At 54.1% G+C, this 18,811-nt stretch carries 20 protein-coding genes, 1 tRNA gene and 1 pseudogene; 8 read left to right on the top strand and 14 right to left on the bottom strand.

The window, feature by feature from the left end; genetic code table 11:
* Window positions 1-492 precede the first annotated feature (492 nt).
* The gene (locus BY447_RS15650; protein ID WP_110331492.1) at window positions 493-4,254 is read left to right on the top strand and encodes an NAD(P)-binding protein; all 3,762 of its coding nucleotides are present in this window, start codon (window positions 493-495) and stop codon (window positions 4,252-4,254) included.
* 13 nt (window positions 4,255-4,267) lie between these two features.
* Here the strand turns inward: BY447_RS15650 and BY447_RS15645 are convergent, their stop codons facing one another.
* Window positions 4,268-4,597, bottom strand: coding sequence for a hypothetical protein (locus BY447_RS15645; protein ID WP_013357070.1), 330 nt, complete (start codon window positions 4,595-4,597; stop codon window positions 4,268-4,270).
* Between the two features lie 352 nt (window positions 4,598-4,949).
* On the opposite strand from BY447_RS15645, the gene BY447_RS15640 reads away from it, so the two are divergent.
* Window positions 4,950-6,188 (top strand): AI-2E family transporter, encoded by a 1,239-nt coding sequence (locus tag BY447_RS15640; protein WP_033731820.1) that lies wholly within the window; start codon window positions 4,950-4,952, stop codon window positions 6,186-6,188.
* A 62-nt stretch (window positions 6,189-6,250) separates the two neighbouring features.
* On the opposite strand, the gene BY447_RS15635 is transcribed toward BY447_RS15640, so the two are convergent.
* The 3 genes from BY447_RS15635 to BY447_RS15625 form a co-directional block, all read right to left on the bottom strand.
* Complete coding sequence (locus BY447_RS15635; protein WP_033731819.1) at window positions 6,251-6,568, bottom strand: hypothetical protein; 318 nt, start codon at window positions 6,566-6,568, stop codon at window positions 6,251-6,253.
* Window positions 6,569-6,706: 138 nt separating this feature from the next.
* Window positions 6,707-7,132, bottom strand: coding sequence for a DUF4186 domain-containing protein (locus BY447_RS15630; protein ID WP_110331491.1), 426 nt, complete (start codon window positions 7,130-7,132; stop codon window positions 6,707-6,709).
* Window positions 7,133-7,144: 12 nt separating this feature from the next.
* Window positions 7,145-7,417 carry a cupin domain-containing protein gene (locus BY447_RS15625; protein ID WP_110331490.1) on the bottom strand — a complete coding sequence of 91 codons (273 nt, stop codon included), beginning with the start codon at window positions 7,415-7,417 and terminating at the stop codon, window positions 7,145-7,147.
* 168 nt (window positions 7,418-7,585) lie between these two features.
* Between BY447_RS15625 and BY447_RS15620 the strand changes: the two genes are divergently transcribed.
* Window positions 7,586-8,482, top strand: a complete 897-nt coding sequence (locus BY447_RS15620; RefSeq protein ID WP_110331489.1) for a lipid kinase — start codon at window positions 7,586-7,588, stop codon at window positions 8,480-8,482.
* 7 nt (window positions 8,483-8,489) lie between these two features.
* Here the strand turns inward: BY447_RS15620 and BY447_RS15615 are convergent, their stop codons facing one another.
* The 5 genes from BY447_RS15615 to BY447_RS15595 all read right to left on the bottom strand — a co-directional run bounded on the left by BY447_RS15615 (window position 8,490) and on the right by BY447_RS15595 (window position 12,011).
* On the bottom strand, window positions 8,490-8,723 hold the full coding sequence (locus tag BY447_RS15615; protein WP_041457185.1) for a hypothetical protein: 234 nt from the start codon (window positions 8,721-8,723) through the stop codon (window positions 8,490-8,492).
* 268 nt (window positions 8,724-8,991) lie between these two features.
* Window positions 8,992-9,123 carry a DUF421 domain-containing protein gene (locus BY447_RS15610; protein ID WP_226892923.1) on the bottom strand — a complete coding sequence of 44 codons (132 nt, stop codon included), beginning with the start codon at window positions 9,121-9,123 and terminating at the stop codon, window positions 8,992-8,994.
* Between the two features lie 108 nt (window positions 9,124-9,231).
* Window positions 9,232-10,197, bottom strand: a complete 966-nt coding sequence (locus tag BY447_RS15605; RefSeq protein WP_013357061.1) for a magnesium and cobalt transport protein CorA — start codon at window positions 10,195-10,197, stop codon at window positions 9,232-9,234.
* A 101-nt stretch (window positions 10,198-10,298) separates the two neighbouring features.
* Window positions 10,299-11,318 carry a DUF481 domain-containing protein gene (locus tag BY447_RS15600; RefSeq protein WP_110331488.1) on the bottom strand — a complete coding sequence of 340 codons (1,020 nt, stop codon included), beginning with the start codon at window positions 11,316-11,318 and terminating at the stop codon, window positions 10,299-10,301.
* Window positions 11,319-11,414: 96 nt separating this feature from the next.
* Complete coding sequence (locus BY447_RS15595) at window positions 11,415-12,011, bottom strand: DUF1349 domain-containing protein (RefSeq protein WP_110331487.1); 597 nt, start codon at window positions 12,009-12,011, stop codon at window positions 11,415-11,417.
* Between the two features lie 341 nt (window positions 12,012-12,352).
* Here BY447_RS15595 and BY447_RS15590 point away from each other — a divergent pair, with 341 nt between their 5' ends.
* Window positions 12,353-12,589, top strand: coding sequence for a DUF2171 domain-containing protein (locus tag BY447_RS15590; RefSeq protein ID WP_098051257.1), 237 nt, complete (start codon window positions 12,353-12,355; stop codon window positions 12,587-12,589).
* Between the two features lie 168 nt (window positions 12,590-12,757).
* Here BY447_RS15590 and ddpX read toward each other — a convergent pair whose 3' ends face one another.
* Complete coding sequence (ddpX, locus tag BY447_RS15585; protein ID WP_110331486.1) at window positions 12,758-13,339, bottom strand: D-alanyl-D-alanine dipeptidase; 582 nt, start codon at window positions 13,337-13,339, stop codon at window positions 12,758-12,760.
* 514 nt (window positions 13,340-13,853) lie between these two features.
* On the opposite strand from ddpX, the gene BY447_RS15580 reads away from it, so the two are divergent.
* Window positions 13,854-14,180: a SymE family type I addiction module toxin gene (locus BY447_RS15580; protein ID WP_110331485.1), complete on the top strand. Its 327-nt coding sequence runs from the start codon at window positions 13,854-13,856 to the stop codon at window positions 14,178-14,180.
* A 395-nt stretch (window positions 14,181-14,575) separates the two neighbouring features.
* Here BY447_RS15580 and BY447_RS15575 read toward each other — a convergent pair whose 3' ends face one another.
* A complete protein-coding gene (locus BY447_RS15575; protein WP_110331484.1) occupies window positions 14,576-15,799 on the bottom strand; it encodes an XRE family transcriptional regulator in 1,224 nt (407 codons plus the stop codon).
* Entirely contained in the window at window positions 15,796-16,551 is a 756-nt protein-coding gene (locus tag BY447_RS15570; protein ID WP_323859493.1) for a hypothetical protein, read from the bottom strand. Before BY447_RS15570 ends, BY447_RS15575 begins: the two co-directional genes overlap by 4 nt.
* A gap of 18 nt (window positions 16,552-16,569) precedes the next feature.
* Between BY447_RS15570 and BY447_RS15565 the strand changes: the two are divergent.
* Window positions 16,570-16,836 (top strand): annotated as a pseudogene (locus tag BY447_RS15565) (site-specific integrase); the annotation flags it as partial.
* A gap of 32 nt (window positions 16,837-16,868) precedes the next feature.
* Here BY447_RS15565 and BY447_RS15560 read toward each other — a convergent pair.
* Both BY447_RS15560 and BY447_RS15555 read right to left on the bottom strand, forming a co-directional pair.
* Window positions 16,869-16,945: transfer RNA gene (locus tag BY447_RS15560), tRNA-Arg, on the bottom strand.
* A 94-nt stretch (window positions 16,946-17,039) separates the two neighbouring features.
* Complete coding sequence (locus BY447_RS15555; protein ID WP_110331483.1) at window positions 17,040-17,543, bottom strand: DUF1198 family protein; 504 nt, start codon at window positions 17,541-17,543, stop codon at window positions 17,040-17,042.
* Between the two features lie 173 nt (window positions 17,544-17,716).
* Here BY447_RS15555 and folD point away from each other — a divergent pair, with 173 nt between their 5' ends.
* On the top strand, window positions 17,717-18,583 hold the full coding sequence (gene folD, locus BY447_RS15550; protein ID WP_110331482.1) for a bifunctional methylenetetrahydrofolate dehydrogenase/methenyltetrahydrofolate cyclohydrolase FolD: 867 nt from the start codon (window positions 17,717-17,719) through the stop codon (window positions 18,581-18,583).
* Window positions 18,584-18,796 (top strand): ribosome-associated protein YbcJ, encoded by a 213-nt coding sequence (gene ybcJ, locus BY447_RS15545; protein ID WP_003849455.1) that lies wholly within the window; start codon window positions 18,584-18,586, stop codon window positions 18,794-18,796. It begins immediately after the preceding gene.
* Window positions 18,797-18,811 lie beyond the last annotated feature (15 nt).

Raw genomic sequence — 18,811 nt, 5'->3', positions numbered from 1 at the left:
ATCTTGTCGTCAGCCCGTTAAAAGGCAAGCGAAGCAGTAAGGTTAAAACAGGTAAGTCTGACCGCTCTGCATGTTCAGGAAAAGGTTAACAAAGCTGAAAATAGCGCTGACGCGCTTCACGCTGCGCTTATCAACCCGACAGCGCAGACAAAAGTGAATAATTCCTGTTTCTGAATGGATGACTTTTGCCGCTGCGCTTTTTCCTTTTCACTTCAGTAATTTGCGAAGCATCTTTCCCTGTCTATACTTTCCAGTAAGGCTTCCACAAAATCCGTTAACATTCAGAGAAGCCACTCTTTTTCCTGCCGATAGCGCCGCACGTTTAGTTCTGCTATCTCACGCATCCAAACCGTCACAGGCTCTGTTGCCTGCAATTTAGCGTCTGTGGCTTATGGCAAGGATCGCCAGTCTGCTTTGCATACCTGTAACGCCCTGACCCGTTTCATAGCGGCTCGTCAGCGGGAAGCGTGTTGCTTTTTTTCGGGAGATGCCATGACGCCCTTTTCCAGTTTCTGGCAGGCCGGCTATGAAGGTGCCGATCATATCAATCCGGCCGGTCTTGCGCTGTCGATGAACGATCTGAACCAGCATCTGGCGCGGGCGGCAGAAGATTATGCAGCGCTGAGCCCCTTTGCCATTCGCACCGTGCGGGAAAGCGTCGGCTGGCGGCTATGTGAACGCGACGGCCGCTATGACTTCTCCACAGTCGCTGCACGGATGCTGGCTGCAGAGCAGCAGGGCATTCAGCTGAGCTGGACAATCTGTCACTACGGCTGGCCCACGGGCGTCAGCCTGTTTGATCACGACTTTATCCCCCGTTTCGCTGCCTTCTGTGGTGCACTGGCCCGCTTCCTGGCGCCCTGGTATGAGCAGGCACCGATCTACTCCCCGATGAATGAGATCTCCTTTGTCAGCTGGGGCATCTCGGTCGGGCTGTTCGCCTGTGAGGCGATCCCGGAGCCGGATCGGGCCGATGCCGCCAAGCGGCAGCTCGTGCGCGCTACCCTGGCTGCCTGTGATGCGATCTGGCAGGCCGATCCGCGTGCCCGTGTGCTGCATTGCGATCCGCTGATCCATATCGCGCCCGATCCCGCCGATCCCGACAGCGGCCGTCTGGCACGTGAGATGTGTGACACCCAGTATCAGGCATGGGACATGCTCAGTGGTCGCCGTAATCCGGAGCTGGGCGGCGCACCCCGCTATCTCGATCTGATTGGTGTGAATTACTACCACGACAACCAGTGGGAACAGGGTTCAAACCGGCGGCTTTACTGGCATCTGGGCGACAGCCGACGTCAGCCGCTGCATCAGCTGCTGCTGCAGGTCTGGCAGCGTTATCAGCGGCCACTGCTGCTGGCGGAAACCAGCCACGTCGGCAGCGGCCGCGGCGCCTGGATCCGTGAGATCGCCACACAGGTTGCACAGGCGCAGCTGGCGGGCGCGGATCTGCTCGGCATCTGCCTCTATCCGATTCTCGATCGTCCCTTGTGGGAGGAAACCACCTTCTGGACCCGCAGCGGCCTGTGGGACCTCGATCTTCTGGGCGCCGATCCTTACGCCCGCCAGTTACAGCAGCCTTATGCCGACGCCCTGCGTCAGGCGCAGCGCTTTTTGCAGCACATCCAGTCCCTACAACATCCTCGCCAGGAGCACACTATGAAACCACCTGTTCTCATCGTTTTCAGCCATTTACGCTGGGGTTTTGTTTTTCAGCGTCCGCAGCAGCTACTGACTCGCCTGGCACAGCACTATCGCGTACTGTTTGTCGAGGAGCCGGTCTGGCAGGCAGGGCCACCAGGCCTGCATCAGAGTTCGCCTGCCGCCAACATCACAGTGATCCAGCCACATACCGACAACGACGCGCCCGGCTTTCACGATAGCCAGATCGCCCCGCTGCTGCTGCTGCTGACGCCGCTGCTGGAGGAGGACGATCAGCCGCTGATCTGGTTCTATACGCCAATGGCACTGCCGCTGCTGACGCCTTTTGATCCGGCACTGGTAATTTACGACTGTATGGATGAGCTTTCGGCCTTCCAGAATGCGCCGCGCCAGCTGCAGCAGCGCGAATCGGCGCTCATGACCCGCGCCGATCTGGTCTTTACCGGCGGCTCCAGCCTCTATGAAGCGAAGCGTGATAAACACGCTCAGGTTTACTGCTTCCCCAGCAGCGTTGATGCCATTCATTTTGAACAGGCGCGCGATCGCACGAATCGTCATCCGTTACAGGATGCCATTCCGTCGCAGCGTCTGGGTTATTACGGCGTTCTGGATGAGCGTATTGACCTGCCGCTGATAGCCGCGCTGGCAGATAGCCATCCCGAATGGCAGATCATTATGGTCGGACCGGTGGTGAAAATTGATCCCGCCAGCCTGCCGCAGCGCGCCAATATTCACTGGCTCGGTCAGCAGCCCTATCAGGCACTGCCGCAGTTTCTGGCGGGCTGGGATGTCTGTCTGATGCCGTTTGCCATCAATGCTTCGACCCGCTACATCTCCCCGACCAAGGTGCTGGAGTATATGGCAGCGCAGCTGCCGATTGTCAGTACTGCCATTGTCGATGTGGCGCGCCACTACGCAGAGGAAGTGGCGGTAGCAGAGACGCATGCGGAATTTATTGCCGCCTGTGAACAGGCAATGGCAATCAGTGCCGCAGAACGGCTCATGCTGGCGGGACGGATGCAGGCAAAAGTCGATGCCACCTCCTGGGATCGCACCGCAGAGCAGATACATGGCCTGATCCAGCAGGCGCTGACGCAGCGTCAGTCTGCTCTGAAGTCAGCCAGCCAGACCCGCGCGCAGGCTAACGTCATGCCTTTAACGCCAGCGATGCTGGAGAGCGACGCAGTGCCCTGCCTGATTATCGGCGCCGGACCGACGGGTCTGAGCGCCGGGTATCACTATGGCGAAGGCGCAGTGCTGCTGGAGAAAAATAGCACCCCAGGCGGCTGGTGCCGCTCGATTGACGATCAGGGGTTCACCTTCGACTATGCCGGTCACATCATGTTCTCGCAGGATCCCTACGTGTTGCAGCTCTATGAGATGCTGCTGGGCGACAATCTGCACTGGCAGGCGCGCGAGGCCTGGGTTTACAGCGACGGTGTTTATACCCGCTATCCCTTCCAGTCCGCGCTGCACGGCCTGCCGGTCGAGGTGGTAAAAGAGTGCGTGCTGGGCGCTATCGAAGCACGCTATGGCGAAACAGCCGTCGCCGCTGTGCCGCTGGATCGGGCGCGTGCGCGGCGGGATTGCTGTGCGGATGGCGCAATCCCCGATGAGGGCAGCAGCACCGGCGTGGTGGAGGGCAAAGAGGATTTCCAGCACTTTATTATGCGCACCTGGGGTAAAGGCATCGCGCGGCATTTCGCCCTGCCCTACAACCAGAAACTATGGAAAGTGCCGCTGACCGACATGGAAACCTCATGGCTGGGCGGACGCGTGCCGCTGCCCGATCTGTCACAGATCATCGATGGCGCGCTGCAACCGCTGGCGAAACCGGTCGGCCCCAACGCCCGATTCGGCTATCCGCTGCGCGGTGGCTTCCAGGCACTGATGTCAGGCTTTTTACCGCACCTGAAATGCACGCTGGAGACCGAAACAACATTGACGCGCATCTACCCGCAGGCGCATGTCGCCCTGCTGGCGGATGGTCGCCACTACCGGTATGAGCAGTTGATCAGCACCATGCCGCTGCCGGAGCTGATTAAGCTGATGGGTGATGAGGCGCCGGAGAGCGTCCAGCTGGCGGCGCAGCAGCTGCAGTTTGTGTCGGTGCGCTGTGTGAATCTGGGCATTGGCCGGGCTGACCTCACTGAAAAACACTGGATTTACTACCCTGGCGATACGCTATTTCATCGCATTTTTGTGCAGGGTAATGCCAGTCCGCACTGCAATCCGCCGGGTGGCTTCGGCTTAACCTGTGAAATTACCTACAACGCGGCTAATCCGCTGCCGCTGGAGGGTGATGCGCTGATTGAGCGCTGCCGTCAGGATTGCATCCGGGTCGGCATGATCACCGCGGACGATCCGCTGCTCTGCGCATCTGAGGTTGATATGCCTTACGCCTACGTGGTCTATGACCATGCGCGCAGCGATAACGTGGCGTTGATCCGCCAGTGGCTGCTGACTCAGGATATCCATCTGTCGGGTCGTTACAGCGAGTGGGAATATTACAACTCGGATCACGCCTTCCTGGCCGGTAAACGCGCGGCCGAAAATGTCCGTTTGCAACATGTCAGCGCAGGGACGCTTGGCTGATCTGACTCAGCCGTTATGAAAGACGCTGGCTGCACTTTGCGGCTTTCAGTGACTGCAACGCAGTGACCCGATTTTCCGCTTTCCGGGTGGCATTGTATTTTGCAATGCCATTACCCAGTCCGAAATCCCCGACAAAACCCAGCACGGTCAGGGCATTAAACTGGCCGGTCTGCTCGATATCACTCTGCACACCGTGCGCTTTGACCAGCTCCTGATCCAGGGCGTTGCAGTTTAGCGTCGCTGTCTCTTGCGGCGTCACCGCAGCCGCCTGTGGATAGTGCTTGGTCGCGCAGCCGGTCAATACCAGCGTCACCAGCACCACTAAGACTCTCTGTTTGCTCATTTCTCACTGCCTGTTTTTTGCTCACTTAATAATGTTATCGGCAGCATACACCGGGAACATGAGTCTCTGACCTACCAATAATGGTCGAAACCGCTACGCTAATGTAGGATTCAGCGGGCTGCAGTCAGAGGCGGCCCGCTACCGACCGGAAGTCACGCAGCGAACGCACATTGCCCGTTCATCACTTCTGCAAGACCTTTCAAACAGTTAGCCAGCATGATGCTGCCAGCAGCAGCATTTAACGAGCAAAGCCTGAGCGTTAATTTGTCACGAGGCTGCCGCGCAAGCGAAGCCGGACACAGCAAATTTGCGCGTCGGGTTTATCAGAGTTTGTTCCAGATGAGGTTTCTCCATGCGTTTTAAAGGATTGAACATCGGGTTTTTCATTTTGATTCTGGCTATTGCCACCGTCGCATTTTTCGAGGTGCTTTCGCCCTATTTCTCGCCGATTTTATGGGCGGCGATTCTGGCGGTGATTTTCCATCCGCTGAAAACCTGGCTGCGCAACCGACTGGGTGACCGCAACGGCGTGGCCGCGCTAATTACCCTGTTCTGTATCTGCCTGATTGTCTTCACACCGCTGGCGATCATCGCCTCCTCACTGGTGGTTGAAACCAACGCGGTCTATCACAAACTGCAGACCAACTCATCGCAGTTCCCGGCCGTGTTCGCCGATCTGCTGCAGCATCTGCCGCGCTGGGCGAAGCATTTCCTGGCTGAAAATAATCTGGATAACGCCGAACAGATTCAGCAGAAGCTCTCCTCATTTGCACTTAAGGGCGGTCAGTATGTGGCGGGCAGCGCCTTTATCATCGGTAAAGGGACGTTCAGCTTCACCGTCGGCTTTGGCATCATGCTCTATCTGCTGTTCTTCCTGCTGAAAGATGGCTCCTATCTGGTGCATCTGATTCTGGAAGCGCTGCCGCTTTCCACCTACGTGAAGCATCACCTGATGGTGAAGTTTGCTGCCGTGGCACGCGCGACGGTGAAAGGTACGGTGGTGGTCGGTATCGTGCAGGGTATTCTCGGCGGGCTGGCCTTCTGGTTTACCGGCATCGACGGCAGCCTGCTGTGGGGCGCGCTGATGGCCTTCCTCTCCCTGATTCCGGCGGTCGGTTCCGCCATCATCTGGGTACCTGCGGCAATCTTCTTCTTCGCTACGGGCGCACTGTGGAAAGGGCTGTTCCTGGTTGGTTTCTTCGTGGTGATTGTCGGTCTGGTGGATAATATTCTGCGTCCGCTGCTGGTCGGCAAAGACACCAAGATGCCGGACTATATGATTCTGATCGCCACGCTGGGCGGGATGGAAATTTACGGCATCAACGGTTTCGTGATCGGTCCGGTGATTGCCGCGCTGTTTATCGCCTGCTGGAATCTGCTTTCCGGCCGCGATAACCGCGAAAATATCGAAGTCATCGACGAAGAAGTGATCGAAGAAGGCAAGAAGCAGTCAGAGACAGCGGCAGAAGCCGCAGCGGAAGCCGCTTCTGCTGCAGCCGATGCGGCCGCTGAAGCGGAAATCAAAGTGTCAGCGTTAGCCGCGGCGGAAAGAGAAGCCGCAGAAAGAAAGGCGGCAGAAAACAAAGCGTAATCCGGCTCAGCCATAAAAAACCCACCTTTCGGTGGGTTCTTTTTTACCTGAAAACCAGCGTCTTAGTTGGTCGCTTTATTTTTCAGATCTTCAGCACCCTGCTTGGTTTTATCCCAGCCTTTTTCAGTGCCTTCTTTGGTTTTATGCCAGCCCTTCTGAGCACCTTCGGTGATTTTGCTACCGGTGGTGTGGCTTTTGCCTTCAGCGGCGTGCTCAGACTTCAGCTTCAGCTCTTTGCCTTCGTTCTGGGTCTGATGCAGTTTTTCTTTCGCGGTGTCAGCGCCTTTATGCGCTTCCGCAACGGTGTTATCGGTAGTGGTAGCAGCAAATACTGGCGAGGCCAGCAAAATAGCAGACAGTGCAATAATTGATTTCTTCATAATTCCCTCTGTATTCATCGTTGCCGTGTAGGTTTTAATCCTGGCATAGCCTTCCCAGGAAAGATTTAAGAATAAACCAGGAATGAAAAAGGGCCAGTTTTCACCAGAAAAATCCGCTAACTGTAGCTTTTTTATCCATTACCAGAGCGCCAGCTGCGGATCATCGTCCGGTTTCGGCTTATTCCGGCTCACGCGAGCAAGAGGTGCCGGCTGCTGCATCTGCCGGGCGATCCACGCCAGTAACACCGTCACCACATATTCCTGCTGCTCAGCGCTCAGCGGCTGATGCTGCCCGATGTGGTGCCACTTGCTCAGACAGCCACGACAGCAGGTCGCGGTAGCGTGCTGGGCGATAAACACCGGATGACCGCGCATCGGCGTCTGTTTGCCATCATTTTCCGGCTGAGCAGGCGCCAGTCGCTGTGCGACAAACTCTGCGGCGTGCTGTCGCAAAACCGGCTCGCCTTTGCTGCTCGCATAATCGTACTCAGCGCGTCCCAGACGAAAGCGCTGACGAAACGGCGAACGTGCCAGCCGGGTAAACAGATCGTCAGACACGTTCATACTGATTGCCGGTTACTCATATTTACGCCCCGCAAGATAGCTGACGCCCTGTGGTCCGAACGCTTCGCGATGCAGTTCATTCGGCTGCAGGTGAAACGTCTCGCCGGGATGATAGGTGGTGTCGCCCTGCTCGGTACTGATAGTGATGTCACCCGTGAGAATCAGGGCCAGCGCTTCAAAAGGATGGACGTGATTATCAAGCCGGGCTGATGCGGCACGCTCAATCAGCAGTGGCTCATCAAAGCCCTGTTCGGCTAACAATTTTCTGAATTCGTGTTCTGTCATCGCAACGCCTCAATATGGAACTGATCCTAAGCAGTGTAGACGATCTTTATCGCCGCTTATGGCATGGAACGGGTACGTAAAGTCGCGCAAACAGGGTTGTTCACGGGTCAGGCCGATGCTGTACTTGCCGTCTCGTTCCCCATTTTGACAGCAGGATGATGTAAAAGTATGTCTTACCCTCAAAGAACGGCTCTGTTGCTGATTAATCAGCACTCACGTAAAGGACGCATTGAGGCCAGTCGGGCGAAGGCGCTGCTGGTTCAGGCAGGGTTCACCCTGCTGCAACCGGACGAGGATGAGACCTGCAGCTACAGCCAGCTCATCGCGGCGTATGCCGGTCGCATCGATGCGGTGATCGTCGGCGGTGGCGACGGCACGCTTAACGCGGCCGCGCCGGGACTGATGCAGACCAGCCTGCCGCTGGGCATTTTACCGCTGGGCACCGCCAACGATTTTGCCCGTACGCTGGGCATTCCCGCCAGCCTTGAACAGGCGGTAAAAATTATCGCAGATGGACAGCTGCGCGCCGTAGATCTGGGGGAAGTTAATCAGCACCTGTTTCTCAACGTCTCCAGCATCGGCTTTTCGGCCGAGCTGGCGCATAACCTTACGGCGGAATCGAAAAAACGCTGGGGTGTGGGCGGTTATGCCCTGGCGGCTTTACGGCTGCTGCGGCAGAGCCGTCCGTTCAGCGCCACGCTGGTGCATCAGGGTCAGCGGATACCAATCAAAACGGTTCAGGTGTCGGTGGGCAACGGGCGCTTCTACGGCGGTGGCATGACAGTGGAACAGCGCGCAGCACCCGACGATGGGCTACTGGATGTCTACAGCCTGGAGTTGCAGCATAGCTGGCAGCTGATTGCGCTGCTGCCCTTTCTGCGGCGCGGCACCCATGGCCGCTGGCGCAACGTGCGGGCATTCAGCACCACGGAACTGACCATTGAGACGCGTCGTCCTCACTATATCAATGCAGACGGCGAGATTGTCGGTCAGACACCCGCACATTTTCGCCTGCTCACCCGTGCACTGCGGGTTTATGCACCCGCCGGTCAGTCAGTCAGATAACGCAGGATTAATGCTTAGCGACATTATTTTCGGCGTATTCGATCTGTTCAGAGAGGTTGCTGACCAGTTTTTTTGCCATCTCAATGGTCAGGCCAAGAAAGAGCGTCTCCTGCGGAGCCTGCTCGCGGGAGGCCTCAGGGTCGAGGTAGCTGAACTGCAGGACCAGCGCCTTATGATTGCTTAAGGGGCCAATATGCCAGCCGGTAACCGGATAGAAGATAAAACGATTAAATTCATTCACTTTGATCCTGACTATACAAGCATAACGCTGATTGGGGTCAGGCCAGCTCTGATAATAAAACATGAGTGGAGTGCTGAGTCTGAACTAAATCCACAGGATTACAAGGGAAGCGGCAGAATAAGCGCAGCGTTAAACGGTTAGCATCGTTGCGGTGCCTGGAGCCTGACCTGACAGGCAAATGCCGGTAAATCATGCCAGCGCCTCCTGTTAACCGAGGCGCTGGCGTAGGTGAATCCTTTCCGGTCAGAGGCTATAATCAGCGCCCCGGCTAATCAGTCTGCGGAATAATCGAGATATGGCCATTAACCTCCAGCACCGCATATTTAATCTGATTGAACCGCTCCAGCCCCGGACCGGATCGCGCCGCTGCCAGCACATCGTCAGGGCTGATGCCGGTCATCTTCAGGCGGATCAGGAACGGAAATCCATCATTACGTTAATCGTAGCGCAAAGGCGCAGGTTCAGAATTGCGCCAAACGCCTCAGTATCCAATGCTGCCTGACGACGATTACAGCCAGCCCGATCGGCGCAGTTTAGCCCACAACCCGCCGCAGGCCAGCAGCGTCAGCCCCACCGCCAGCGGATAGCCATACAGCGACTTCAGCTCCGGCATATGTTCGAAGTTCATGCCGTACATGCTGAACACCACGGTTGGGATCACCAGGATCGCGCCCCAGCCCGCCAGCTTTTTGACCACCTCATTCTGCTGCACCGTCACCAGCGCCAGATTGACCTGCATGGCGCTGGTCAGCATCTCGCGCATATCTTCCGCGTCGGTCACCACATGACGGGCGTGATCCTGCACGTCGCGGATATAGGCGCGCAGCGGACGCGGGATCAGATCTTCATGCAGGTGGATAAGCTGATTACAGATCTCTTCTACCGGCAGCGCTGCATTGCGCAGTGACAGCAGATGACGCCGCATGGTGTAGACTGACTGGACCGACTTACGGTCAAATTCGCTGGTGAAGAGATCGTTCTCCATCTGCCCCACCCGCTCATTCAGCGAGGTGGAGAGCGCAGCATAACGATCGACAATGAAATCAAGCAGGCAGTAGAGCGGCCAGGCAGGGCCAAGCTTCAGCAGCGCCGGATTTTCAGACGCCCGCTGCCGCACCGGGGTATAGCTTTCAGATGCGCCGTGACGGATGCTGATCAGGAATTTTTTTCCGACAAAGAAATGGGTTTCGCCCAGTTCGCAGCTGTCATCCTTTGCACAAACCGTTTTGACCACGATAAACAGTGAGTCACCGTAATGTTCGATTTTAGGTCGCTGATGGGCATTAAGCGCATCTTCAACTGCCAGTTCGTGCAGGCCGAACTCCTCTTTAATCTTCGCCATAAATTCAGCGTCTGGCTGCCACAGCCCGAGCCAGATAAACGCTTCCGGCTCTTTGATCACTTCACTGATATCTTCAACGTCGACCTCTTCGCCCGCACTTCCAGGACGATACACCCTGCTGCTTACGATCATCTTCTGCATTCCCGTTGTGACAGTATATGCAGCTTAGCCAAAGCCGGGCCGGTAACCGGATAAAAACAGTAAGGATTTGCTGCGACTCCACTATCAGCGGGTTACCACTTCAGGCCTAATCCGGTGGAGAAGATGCCTTCGTTAAGGGTATCGGGAATGCCGCTGACCAGATTGCGATGATAGCCAAGGTGCAGGGTTGACCAGGAGGTCAGGCTGTAACGCATCCCGACTTCGGCATCCAGCATAAATACCCCGTCATCATCCAGCGAGTGACCGACATCGCCGTTGCTGTAAAGCGTGACCGACTTGCCCAGCAGATAGCGCTGATAGTTCCAGCGCAGCGAGCCGCCAAAGTGCCGCTCTTCGCGATCGTCGCTGTAGCCATACTCAAAGGCACCGCCAAGTAGCGAGAGTGAGAAGGAACTGAGTTCGGTGTCCCATAGCTGATAACCGGGGCCGGTGCCGAGCAGCGCCTGCCGTGACAGATTCTCCACCCAGTCGCGCTTGTAGGTGGCGCGGGTCTGCCAGAAGAACTGCTCACTGACCAGATAGTCGAAGGCGTAGCGCAGGCTGTAGTTATTGGTGTTGATGCTCGCGTTTTCCTGCTCGCGATTGTAGGTCGCACCGATATCGTGCCGCCATTTGCCCTGGTTCAGTTTGGTGTTGAGCGCAAAGCTGTAGTCGTCGGTCTTGGTGGAGGCTTTTTTAACCTTCACGCCCGCATCGATGTTGCCAGTCCAGGCGAGCTGATCGGTGCGGACTTTGGCTTTCATAAACTCATCGATGCGACTGACGGAGACCTGCTGCTCCTGCTCATTGCGTTCCACCCAGACATAACCGGGATCGGACGATGAGAGCCGCACCTGATAGTGTTCGCCGGTCTTTTTGTTTTCGACATTAACCGGATTGTCGCTGGCGAGCGTACTGACCGCATTCCAGTCCAGGGTGACGGTGCCCGCGTAGTGTGTCTCAATCGCCAGCTTGCCGTCGCTGAGGTAACGGATCGTGCCGGTCAGCCGATCGCCATTATTCAGCCAGACGGTATCGGCTGCGGCCTGCTCTGCCCATCCGGTACAGCAGAAGATGACCAGCAGCCGGGTCAGTAAGATGGCGCAACGCATAGCTTTCCCTGTAAAGGCGTCGTTCGGTATGGACGACGCGTCACCGCAAATTCGGACCTGACAATTAAGCTGATTCCGCGATGATATGCAATGAAGTCAGGAAAGGTCGTGCAGGGCTTTGCCGGATGGCGGACCCAGCGTGAAGTCGCTGAAACGGATCGCCAGCCCCTCGCGTTCAGGCGAACAGCCCATCACGCCGACAAAACGCCGCGCCTGACCCGGCCACGAGCAGAGTCGCAACAGCGGCCAGGTCAGGCCGTCGGTGGAGTACTGAATTCTCAGCGCCCCTTTTTCCAGCGTGGCGCGCAGCCAGAACTGACGCGCATCACCAGGGAATACACCGGTAGACCAGTCAGAAAACTCACGCGTGACCACGCTGCCGATGGCAGGCTGGTCATCGTTAAACTCAATGCCCGCTTTAACCCACTGCGTTTCATTATCCTGAATAAACAGACCGGCCTGATCGTAGAGCTGGCTGAAGTCCGCCCTCACCTGCACCTGAACGGTAAAATCGTTTTCTACCCAGAAGCCAAAAGCGTGGCCGCTATGCCGTTCGAAGCCGTACCAGGTGCGCTGCCAGAAATCGCTGTTTAACGCGGTTTCAAACTGTAGCGTATCGCTATCAAAACTGTGTACCGGCGGCTGATTAATCCAGACGCCGCCTTCGGTGGTCATTGAGCTGACTGCAGACATAGGCACTCCTTTATGTGAGTTAAATCGCTGCGTTCAGGCAGACCCGGGCGCGGCGACAGGCCTGATTATCATAGCGTTGATTGGTGAAACAGCCGGAGAGGATCGCGGCAAATCTGAACATACCGGATTGGAAAGTGCTTAGCTGAGCAGACCCGAAACTGTAAACATCGGGATCGGTTAGCGGTTTCGTTTTTTCGTGTCGCGGAAACAAATCATCGCGTTCAGGTCCAGTCGGCTTAACTATTTCATTTTGTTAATTGCCTGGCGCAAACCGCATTTAACAACCAGACTTGTTCTGTCTGAAGGCAACTGAACTCATCAAATATAAGGATTAAGTCAACATGGTAGATAAATCAGAGATTCTGGATCACGCGCAGGTTGTTGATGTGAATGGCGAACATGTCGGGATTGTTGACCATTTCGAAGGCGACGACAAAATCAAGCTGGCGAAAAGCGATCCTGAAGCAGGCGGCAAGCACCACATTATTCCATTCAGCTGGGTGAAAGACGTTGATGATAATAAAGTCATCCTGTCTAAAGCCAAAGCGGATGTCGAAAGCGAGTGGCAGTCTGCATAAAGCGTTAGCCGTGGCACCTGCCACGGCTTATTTCTTTTCTGCACGTTACACTATTTTTGGTTATCACCCTGCCCGAACCCGCTTATTTTATCGCTCTGCCCTTCTGCATTCTCTGAATAAACAGCGCTACTGCATTTCCCCTGAATATACCAAAACTGTTCTGTCTTCTCAGAGGCTGATATTTTCGGCCTGCGGTGAGGAGTAACAGCCAAATACGCCGTCGATCAGCGGATAAGTTTCTGAACCGGGCAATTCAAAATGCCACCATTCGCTCGCAATGCCTGTGAAGCCCCCACCCAGCATAATGGCATTAAGCATCAGACGGTTGCGCTGAGCCTGAACGGGCACCGCAGGATGATAAGGATGGGAGTGCTCACTCATCTCATCGAAGCCGGTCCCCATATCCACGATTTCACCCTGCTCGTCAATCAGCGTCACGTCTACCGCCGTACCACGACTGTGGTTTGATCCGCGCGTCAGCGGTGCAACATAATCCTGATTAGGGCAGGCCTGCCACAGAATTGCCTGCGCGGCAGGTGGCCTGTACGCGTCGAGGATCAGCAGCGAATAGCCCGCCACGTTTGCAATATCGATACTTTTCGCCAGCGCTCTTGCCGCATCAACATGCAGCAGACAGCGTGCGTCGCGGTAGATCGGCTGACCGGTCAGGTTGTCGGCGGTGGCGTATTTCAGATCGATGGCTGACTGAGGAAAGGCCTCAGCAATATCAACAAGATTTTTACTTTCCATTACGGAGTGCTCCCTGTTTATGTGCTCTGTGGCGGGCTGGCCGGAGAGGAGGGTTATGAGGCGGCTATCATGGCATTGCGGCGGAAGGAAAAAAAGGTGTCGTAAATTTTTGGGTCCGGGCGTGGTGTGGTAGTTTGTTTACTCAGAATTGTGGCTGGCAGGTTTAAAGGCTTGAGAGATAAGTACAGGCGGAATAATCAGTTACCTGAATTCTGGAACTATAGCGTTTTACAAATAATTACAGTCAGATGAAAGGCAATATTTCAACTCCAGAAAATTCGAATCCTTTATCACTTTTACTTCACATGAAGTGCAGCGATTAATTACTTTATTTTGCGATCTGTGCCGCAAATAATAACGTTTTAACTGTGAGGAAACTCGCTGATTTGCATCGATTTTCAACTGGACTTTATTCGCATTAGTTGATTATATGTACAGGTATTTAGCGCGATCCAGAGGTGTTGGAGCACCCCTGAATCGCTAATCACAATCCTATTTTCAAGGAATAGAGATCATGACTGAGTCAGAGTGTAATGCAGTTGGTTTAAATCCAGAAGCCTCTTCCGTTACCCGGCGTAAATTAACGGTGAGTTATGCCAGCCGGTATCCAGACTATATCCGTATTCCCTCGATCATTATGAAAGGCCAGTGGCTGGCAGCCGCCGGATTCACCACCGGCACCGAAGTTGAGGTGAGTGTCACAGAGGGCCGTATCGTGCTGACCGTGAAGCCACCTGAGCCTGTCGATGAACAACTGGTTAACGCGTTAGCGCAGCTGAACAAGCTGCCTGCAAAGAAACAGAAGCAGGTGCTGGCGTTGTCAAGTGTGGCTGCAGGTTAATGGCATTGAGGTGAAAGGATGCCGCTTCGGGTTGGGGAGCGGCAGAGTAGATCATTTATTATTGTGAACTGGCGTTATTGGCTTCTTAATCCATTTAGAGCATAACAAAGATTACTGAAACAGCTCATCATCGACTGGCCATCAGAATACCATAAGGGCTGAACCCGCGGTGATCTATGATGCAAGTTAACGCTAACTGTAAGGTATTGGGCCTGGTCATTGAGAAGAAGACTCGTCTGGCTTGTGCTTTTTAAAGGAATGATGAGGGATGACAACGGCAAGCGTCAGGAAGATGCGGGTCGATTCAGACACTGCCTGACGTAAAGCACTCAAATAGGCAGGCATATTAAACTAAGAAATAGCCATACATAATTACGTATGGCTTTATATGAATATTAAGAATTAAAGCGTTTAGGAGATCTTGCGAACTGAACTAAAGTGCCCTTTTGCTCGCCAGCTTGTTCTGTATGTTGTTGGGCAAGCATAGATTTTAATCGTGCCAAATGCACAACAGCAGCCTTCTTGCCTGTCAAATATCCTTCCGGCAATCCGACAATCATCTCGACATCAATTGCTGACAATCCAGAGAAGGCAGCTAACCCTTCAACAGAAATTATTCCTGAAGATGCTAATAATTCGATTGTGCGCTTCAACAAACGTGGTTTTTCCGGCTCACGATAGTCATCGCCCGGCTCTGACTTTGTGCCCCAGCGAGCAGAACGGCGTTTGTAGAGATTTTGTTTCTCTTCCTCAGATATGATATCAAGCGCGTATAAACGCATTATACTTGCCGCAACAGAAATACCGTAGCGCTGCTTAGTCAGAAGTAAGCTATCCAATGTCACAGGAATTCTAATTTCCTCTGCAAACGTTTCTGCTGGTAACAGTAATGCTCCAGCAAATTTATGAGCCTGACTTTCCTTTAGTTTATAACGTTCAGCTTCAAGTTCGCTTCCAACATAACGATGAAGGATTAAGTGTCCAATCTCATGAGCGAGGTCGAATCTACTACGAAAAGCATTACCTTTGTCAGAGGAGAGTAATATAAAGGGAACACCTAAGACTTCATTCCAGGCTGATAGACCTTCAATCTGTGCGATACCCGTTTCTTCTCTGACTAGGATGATGCCATTGCTTTCAGCAGCTAATGCAAGATCAGGAATTTCTTTAGAACCCAAGTTCCATAAGGCACGACATTCATTGGCAGCATCTTCTATATCAGCATCGCTTATCTCATCAATATTTGTAAAATTGCGGGAAGGTAATTTCAATTGCGGCAGATCAACAAACTCTGTGAGTTTTGTAACCAGCTCATTTGCCCATTGAATACGCGTTTCCAACATAGCTCGCGCCGCTACATGTGCTGAAGCATTACTTCTGAATAACGGTTTTGACATTCCAGGCAACATTGGCCGTGTAAACCATTCAGACGTTACATTTACTACAGAAGCCAAGCGTTCTAAAGCCTCAGATTCTGGAGCCTGTTGACCAGAACGCCATTTACTAATGGTTGCGGGTGACACTCCAACCATGGTGGCTAGTTGAGTTTGGGATAGCCGCCGGGCAGTCAGGACTTGCACTAGCCTTTCCGGTTGAAATTCAGCAATTCCTCGGCTCATACATCATCATCCTCTGTCCCGTCTTTCGTGATAACGCCCTTTTTCAGATTAGTGAATGCGTTATCTTCTTGAGGCGGGGCAATATCATATCGGGTTAGAAAAAGTTCAAGTGGTTCATGAAAAACCCAGCGCTTCCCGTCAGGACTTGGAACAACCAATTCGATTGATAGGGGAGCTTCTGGGTGGGTCTGAATTGAACCGGAAAAACGGCATACTATGAAGAGTGTAGCTTTAGGCACATCAGAACCATCGGAAAACAGATCCGGTTGCACAACCTTTTCTACAAATGTGTTATCAGCAATGAGCGCTTGCTTACGTTTGCTGTTAAAAAGCCTCTTCCACCGGTTATCACTATAGTTTTCACGAACAATTGTGAAAATACCGCTACGCCCTTCCACAATACGATTGCCTCGTAGGCTTTCCGGATTACAGCCATTTGCCTCAAAAACCTCATGGATCGTCTCATTTAAATTCAGATAACGTTCGTAACCAAGAGCGGTTGCTCTATGCCCCTGATTTTTCTTTTGAGCAGAATCGTAAGAACGCTTTGACGCCGCGTAGATGGCATCGGAAAGAGCCATGAGAAGCTGTTTCTGAACATGCTGAACGATGAGATCTGCCACCTTGGATTTTTTCACGACGAATTCCTGTGCCATTATTGTTGATGTCGTGATTTTACCCCAATATTTTTTCGTGTGTCCATAATTTAACTCCAAAAAATTTCCCATTAAGGGTAGAGCGAGGCGTTTCATTACGGAAAGTTATGTAGTGATGATAAAACGGCGTGGAATATCAGTCTAAAAGCGGCAGGGATAGAAGACTTCCGCTTTCATGACCTGAGGCACACCTGGGCGAGCTGGTTGATTCAGGCTGGCGTTCCATTATCGGCGCTGCAGGAAATGGGAGGCTGGGAAAGTATTGAGATGGTACAGCGATATGCTCACCTGGCACCTAACCACCTAACGGAGCACGCACGGCAAATTGATGCGATTTTGGCAGTCGCGTCCCAAATCTGTCCCATGTGGAAAATCTGGTAGTCGGAGGAAGGGGGTAAGTCGTTGAATTTATTTGGTACGCCCTACAGGATTCGAACCTGTGACCTACGGCTTAGAAGGCCGGTGCTCTATCCAGCTGAGCTAAGGGCGCATGGAGATGGCACGGATTATACGTCGGGAAGCGGGTACGTCAACGTTTTTGCCGTTTCACCGCAGCGAAGTGCTGCGGTAATAACCAATTAGCGTCAGTGACGCCTGCGCCATTCGCTGAGCGACACGAGTTTACTGGTGCCGGTAAATTCTCCTTCCAGCTCAATCCCTTGTGATGTGAAACGCGCATTGTATTGCTCACGAAGTGCGTGCAGCTCATGGCTGTCGGGCTCCAGCTGGCGCAGAAAGCCCAGCGCGAGCAGCAGTTGCTGGCGGCTGATAAGCGGTGGAAAACCGGCACGACTCAGAATCGCATGCCAGCGCTGGCTGTTCTCCTCGCTGCCGTCAACAATCAACACCTGCCAGATCAGCAGTACCGCTGCGCCGTTATGCAGGTGCGTTTCATTATCGCTGCTGAGATAGTCGGTAAACTCTTTCGCCGCCTCTTTACCCATCATAGAGAGCATTGATTCCACCTGTACCGGTGGCAGCTGCAGCCGTTTGCTGAGCCGCTGAGCGGCGTGGCGTGAGCCAGCGGTGAGCAGCTGAAATCCAGCGACAAACACCACCGCCAGCGTAGCAAGCATTATCCAAATCATTACATCGTCCCCGGATTGTCCTGCAGATATCATACGCATGCAGGCAGGCACTCGTCGCGACGAAAAAGCCGGAAAGCGCATACGCGGCTGAAACTGTGACTGACAGCAGCCCCCGCTTCTGACAAAATAGCCCCCTTCCCCGATTCAACACAACACAGTGGATTTCCTCTCTGATGGCAGCAAAAATTATTGACGGTAAAACGATTGCGCAGCAGGTGCGCGTTGAGGTTGCGGAAAAAGTGAAGCAGCGCCTGGCAGCCGGAAAACGAGCGCCAGGTCTGGCCGTGGTTCTGGTGGGTGAAAACCCGGCATCGCAGATCTATGTGGCCAGCAAACGCCGCGCCTGTGAAGAGGTCGGTTTTCACTCCCGCTCTTACGATCTGCCTGCCACCACCCGCGAAGCTGAGCTGCTGGAGCTGATCGATAAGCTCAATCAGGACGATGAAATCGATGGCATTCTGGTGCAGCTGCCGCTGCCAGCGGGCATCGATAATGTGAAAGTGCTGGAGCGCATCACGCCGGATAAAGATGTCGATGGCTTCCACCCTTATAACGTCGGTCGCCTGTGTCAGCGTGCGCCAACCCTGCGTCCCTGCACACCGCGCGGTATCGTGACGCTGCTGGAGCGCTACAACATCGACACCTACGGCCTGAACGCTGTGGTAGTCGGGGCGTCTAACATTGTTGGTCGTCCGATGAGCATGGAGCTGCTGCTTGCGGGCTGCACCACCACCGTGACTCATCGCTTTACCAAAGATCTGCGCCATCACGTTGAGCATGCCGATCTGCTGGTCGTTGCGGTGGGTAAGCCAGGCTTTATTCCGGGCGACTGGATTAAACCCGGTGCCATCGTCATCGACGTGGGCATTAACCGTCTGGACAGCGGCAAAGTGGTGGGCGACGTTGATTTTGACAGCGCATCAGAGCGCGCCTCTTACATCACACCGGTGCCGGGCGGTGTCGGACCGATGACAGTCGCAACACTGATTCAAAATACGCTGCAGGCGTGCGAAGAGTTTCACGATAAAGAGGTTAGATAAATGACAAGTTTTTCACTGGGTAAATTCCCGCACGTCGATCTGTGTGACCTGCTGAAGCTGGAAGGCTGGGTTCAGAGCGGCGCACAGGCGAAAGTCGTGATTGCCGAGGGTGAAGTGAAGGTCAACGGCGCGGTAGAGACCCGTAAGCGTTGCAAGATCGTTGCCGGTCAGACCGTGGAATTTGCCGGTTTCCGCATCACTGTCGTCGAGTAATTCCCGGGCGTCCCT

This window comes from Pantoea sp. JKS000250 (genome assembly GCF_003201065.1).
Taxonomy (GTDB): domain Bacteria; phylum Pseudomonadota; class Gammaproteobacteria; order Enterobacterales; family Enterobacteriaceae; genus Pantoea; species Pantoea vagans.
The sequence above is the reverse complement of the archived record's forward strand: the minus strand, read 5'-3'. Positions and strand labels throughout refer to the sequence as shown.

Excerpts from the sequence above, each read along its gene's own strand:
- BY447_RS15650 (WP_110331492.1), top strand. The coding sequence starts at position 493 with ATGACGCCCTTTTCCAGTTTCTGGCAGGCCGGCTATGAAGGTGCCGAT.
- BY447_RS15645 (WP_013357070.1), bottom strand. The coding sequence starts at position 4,597 with ATGAGCAAACAGAGAGTCTTAGTGGTGCTGGTGACGCTGGTATTGACC.
- BY447_RS15640 (WP_033731820.1), top strand. The coding sequence starts at position 4,950 with ATGCGTTTTAAAGGATTGAACATCGGGTTTTTCATTTTGATTCTGGCT.
- BY447_RS15635 (WP_033731819.1), bottom strand. The coding sequence starts at position 6,568 with ATGAAGAAATCAATTATTGCACTGTCTGCTATTTTGCTGGCCTCGCCA.
- BY447_RS15630 (WP_110331491.1), bottom strand. The coding sequence starts at position 7,132 with ATGAACGTGTCTGACGATCTGTTTACCCGGCTGGCACGTTCGCCGTTT.
- BY447_RS15625 (WP_110331490.1), bottom strand. The coding sequence starts at position 7,417 with ATGACAGAACACGAATTCAGAAAATTGTTAGCCGAACAGGGCTTTGAT.
- BY447_RS15620 (WP_110331489.1), top strand. The coding sequence starts at position 7,586 with ATGTCTTACCCTCAAAGAACGGCTCTGTTGCTGATTAATCAGCACTCA.
- BY447_RS15610 (WP_226892923.1), bottom strand. The coding sequence starts at position 9,123 with ATGACCGGCATCAGCCCTGACGATGTGCTGGCAGCGGCGCGATCCGGT.
- BY447_RS15605 (WP_013357061.1), bottom strand. The coding sequence starts at position 10,197 with ATGATCGTAAGCAGCAGGGTGTATCGTCCTGGAAGTGCGGGCGAAGAG.
- BY447_RS15600 (WP_110331488.1), bottom strand. The coding sequence starts at position 11,318 with ATGCGTTGCGCCATCTTACTGACCCGGCTGCTGGTCATCTTCTGCTGT.
- BY447_RS15595 (WP_110331487.1), bottom strand. The coding sequence starts at position 12,011 with ATGTCTGCAGTCAGCTCAATGACCACCGAAGGCGGCGTCTGGATTAAT.
- BY447_RS15590 (WP_098051257.1), top strand. The coding sequence starts at position 12,353 with ATGGTAGATAAATCAGAGATTCTGGATCACGCGCAGGTTGTTGATGTG.
- ddpX (WP_110331486.1), bottom strand. The coding sequence starts at position 13,339 with ATGGAAAGTAAAAATCTTGTTGATATTGCTGAGGCCTTTCCTCAGTCA.
- BY447_RS15580 (WP_110331485.1), top strand. The coding sequence starts at position 13,854 with ATGACTGAGTCAGAGTGTAATGCAGTTGGTTTAAATCCAGAAGCCTCT.
- BY447_RS15575 (WP_110331484.1), bottom strand. The coding sequence starts at position 15,799 with ATGAGCCGAGGAATTGCTGAATTTCAACCGGAAAGGCTAGTGCAAGTC.
- BY447_RS15570 (WP_323859493.1), bottom strand. The coding sequence starts at position 16,551 with ATGAAACGCCTCGCTCTACCCTTAATGGGAAATTTTTTGGAGTTAAAT.
- BY447_RS15555 (WP_110331483.1), bottom strand. The coding sequence starts at position 17,543 with ATGATTTGGATAATGCTTGCTACGCTGGCGGTGGTGTTTGTCGCTGGA.
- folD (WP_110331482.1), top strand. The coding sequence starts at position 17,717 with ATGGCAGCAAAAATTATTGACGGTAAAACGATTGCGCAGCAGGTGCGC.
- ybcJ (WP_003849455.1), top strand. The coding sequence starts at position 18,584 with ATGACAAGTTTTTCACTGGGTAAATTCCCGCACGTCGATCTGTGTGAC.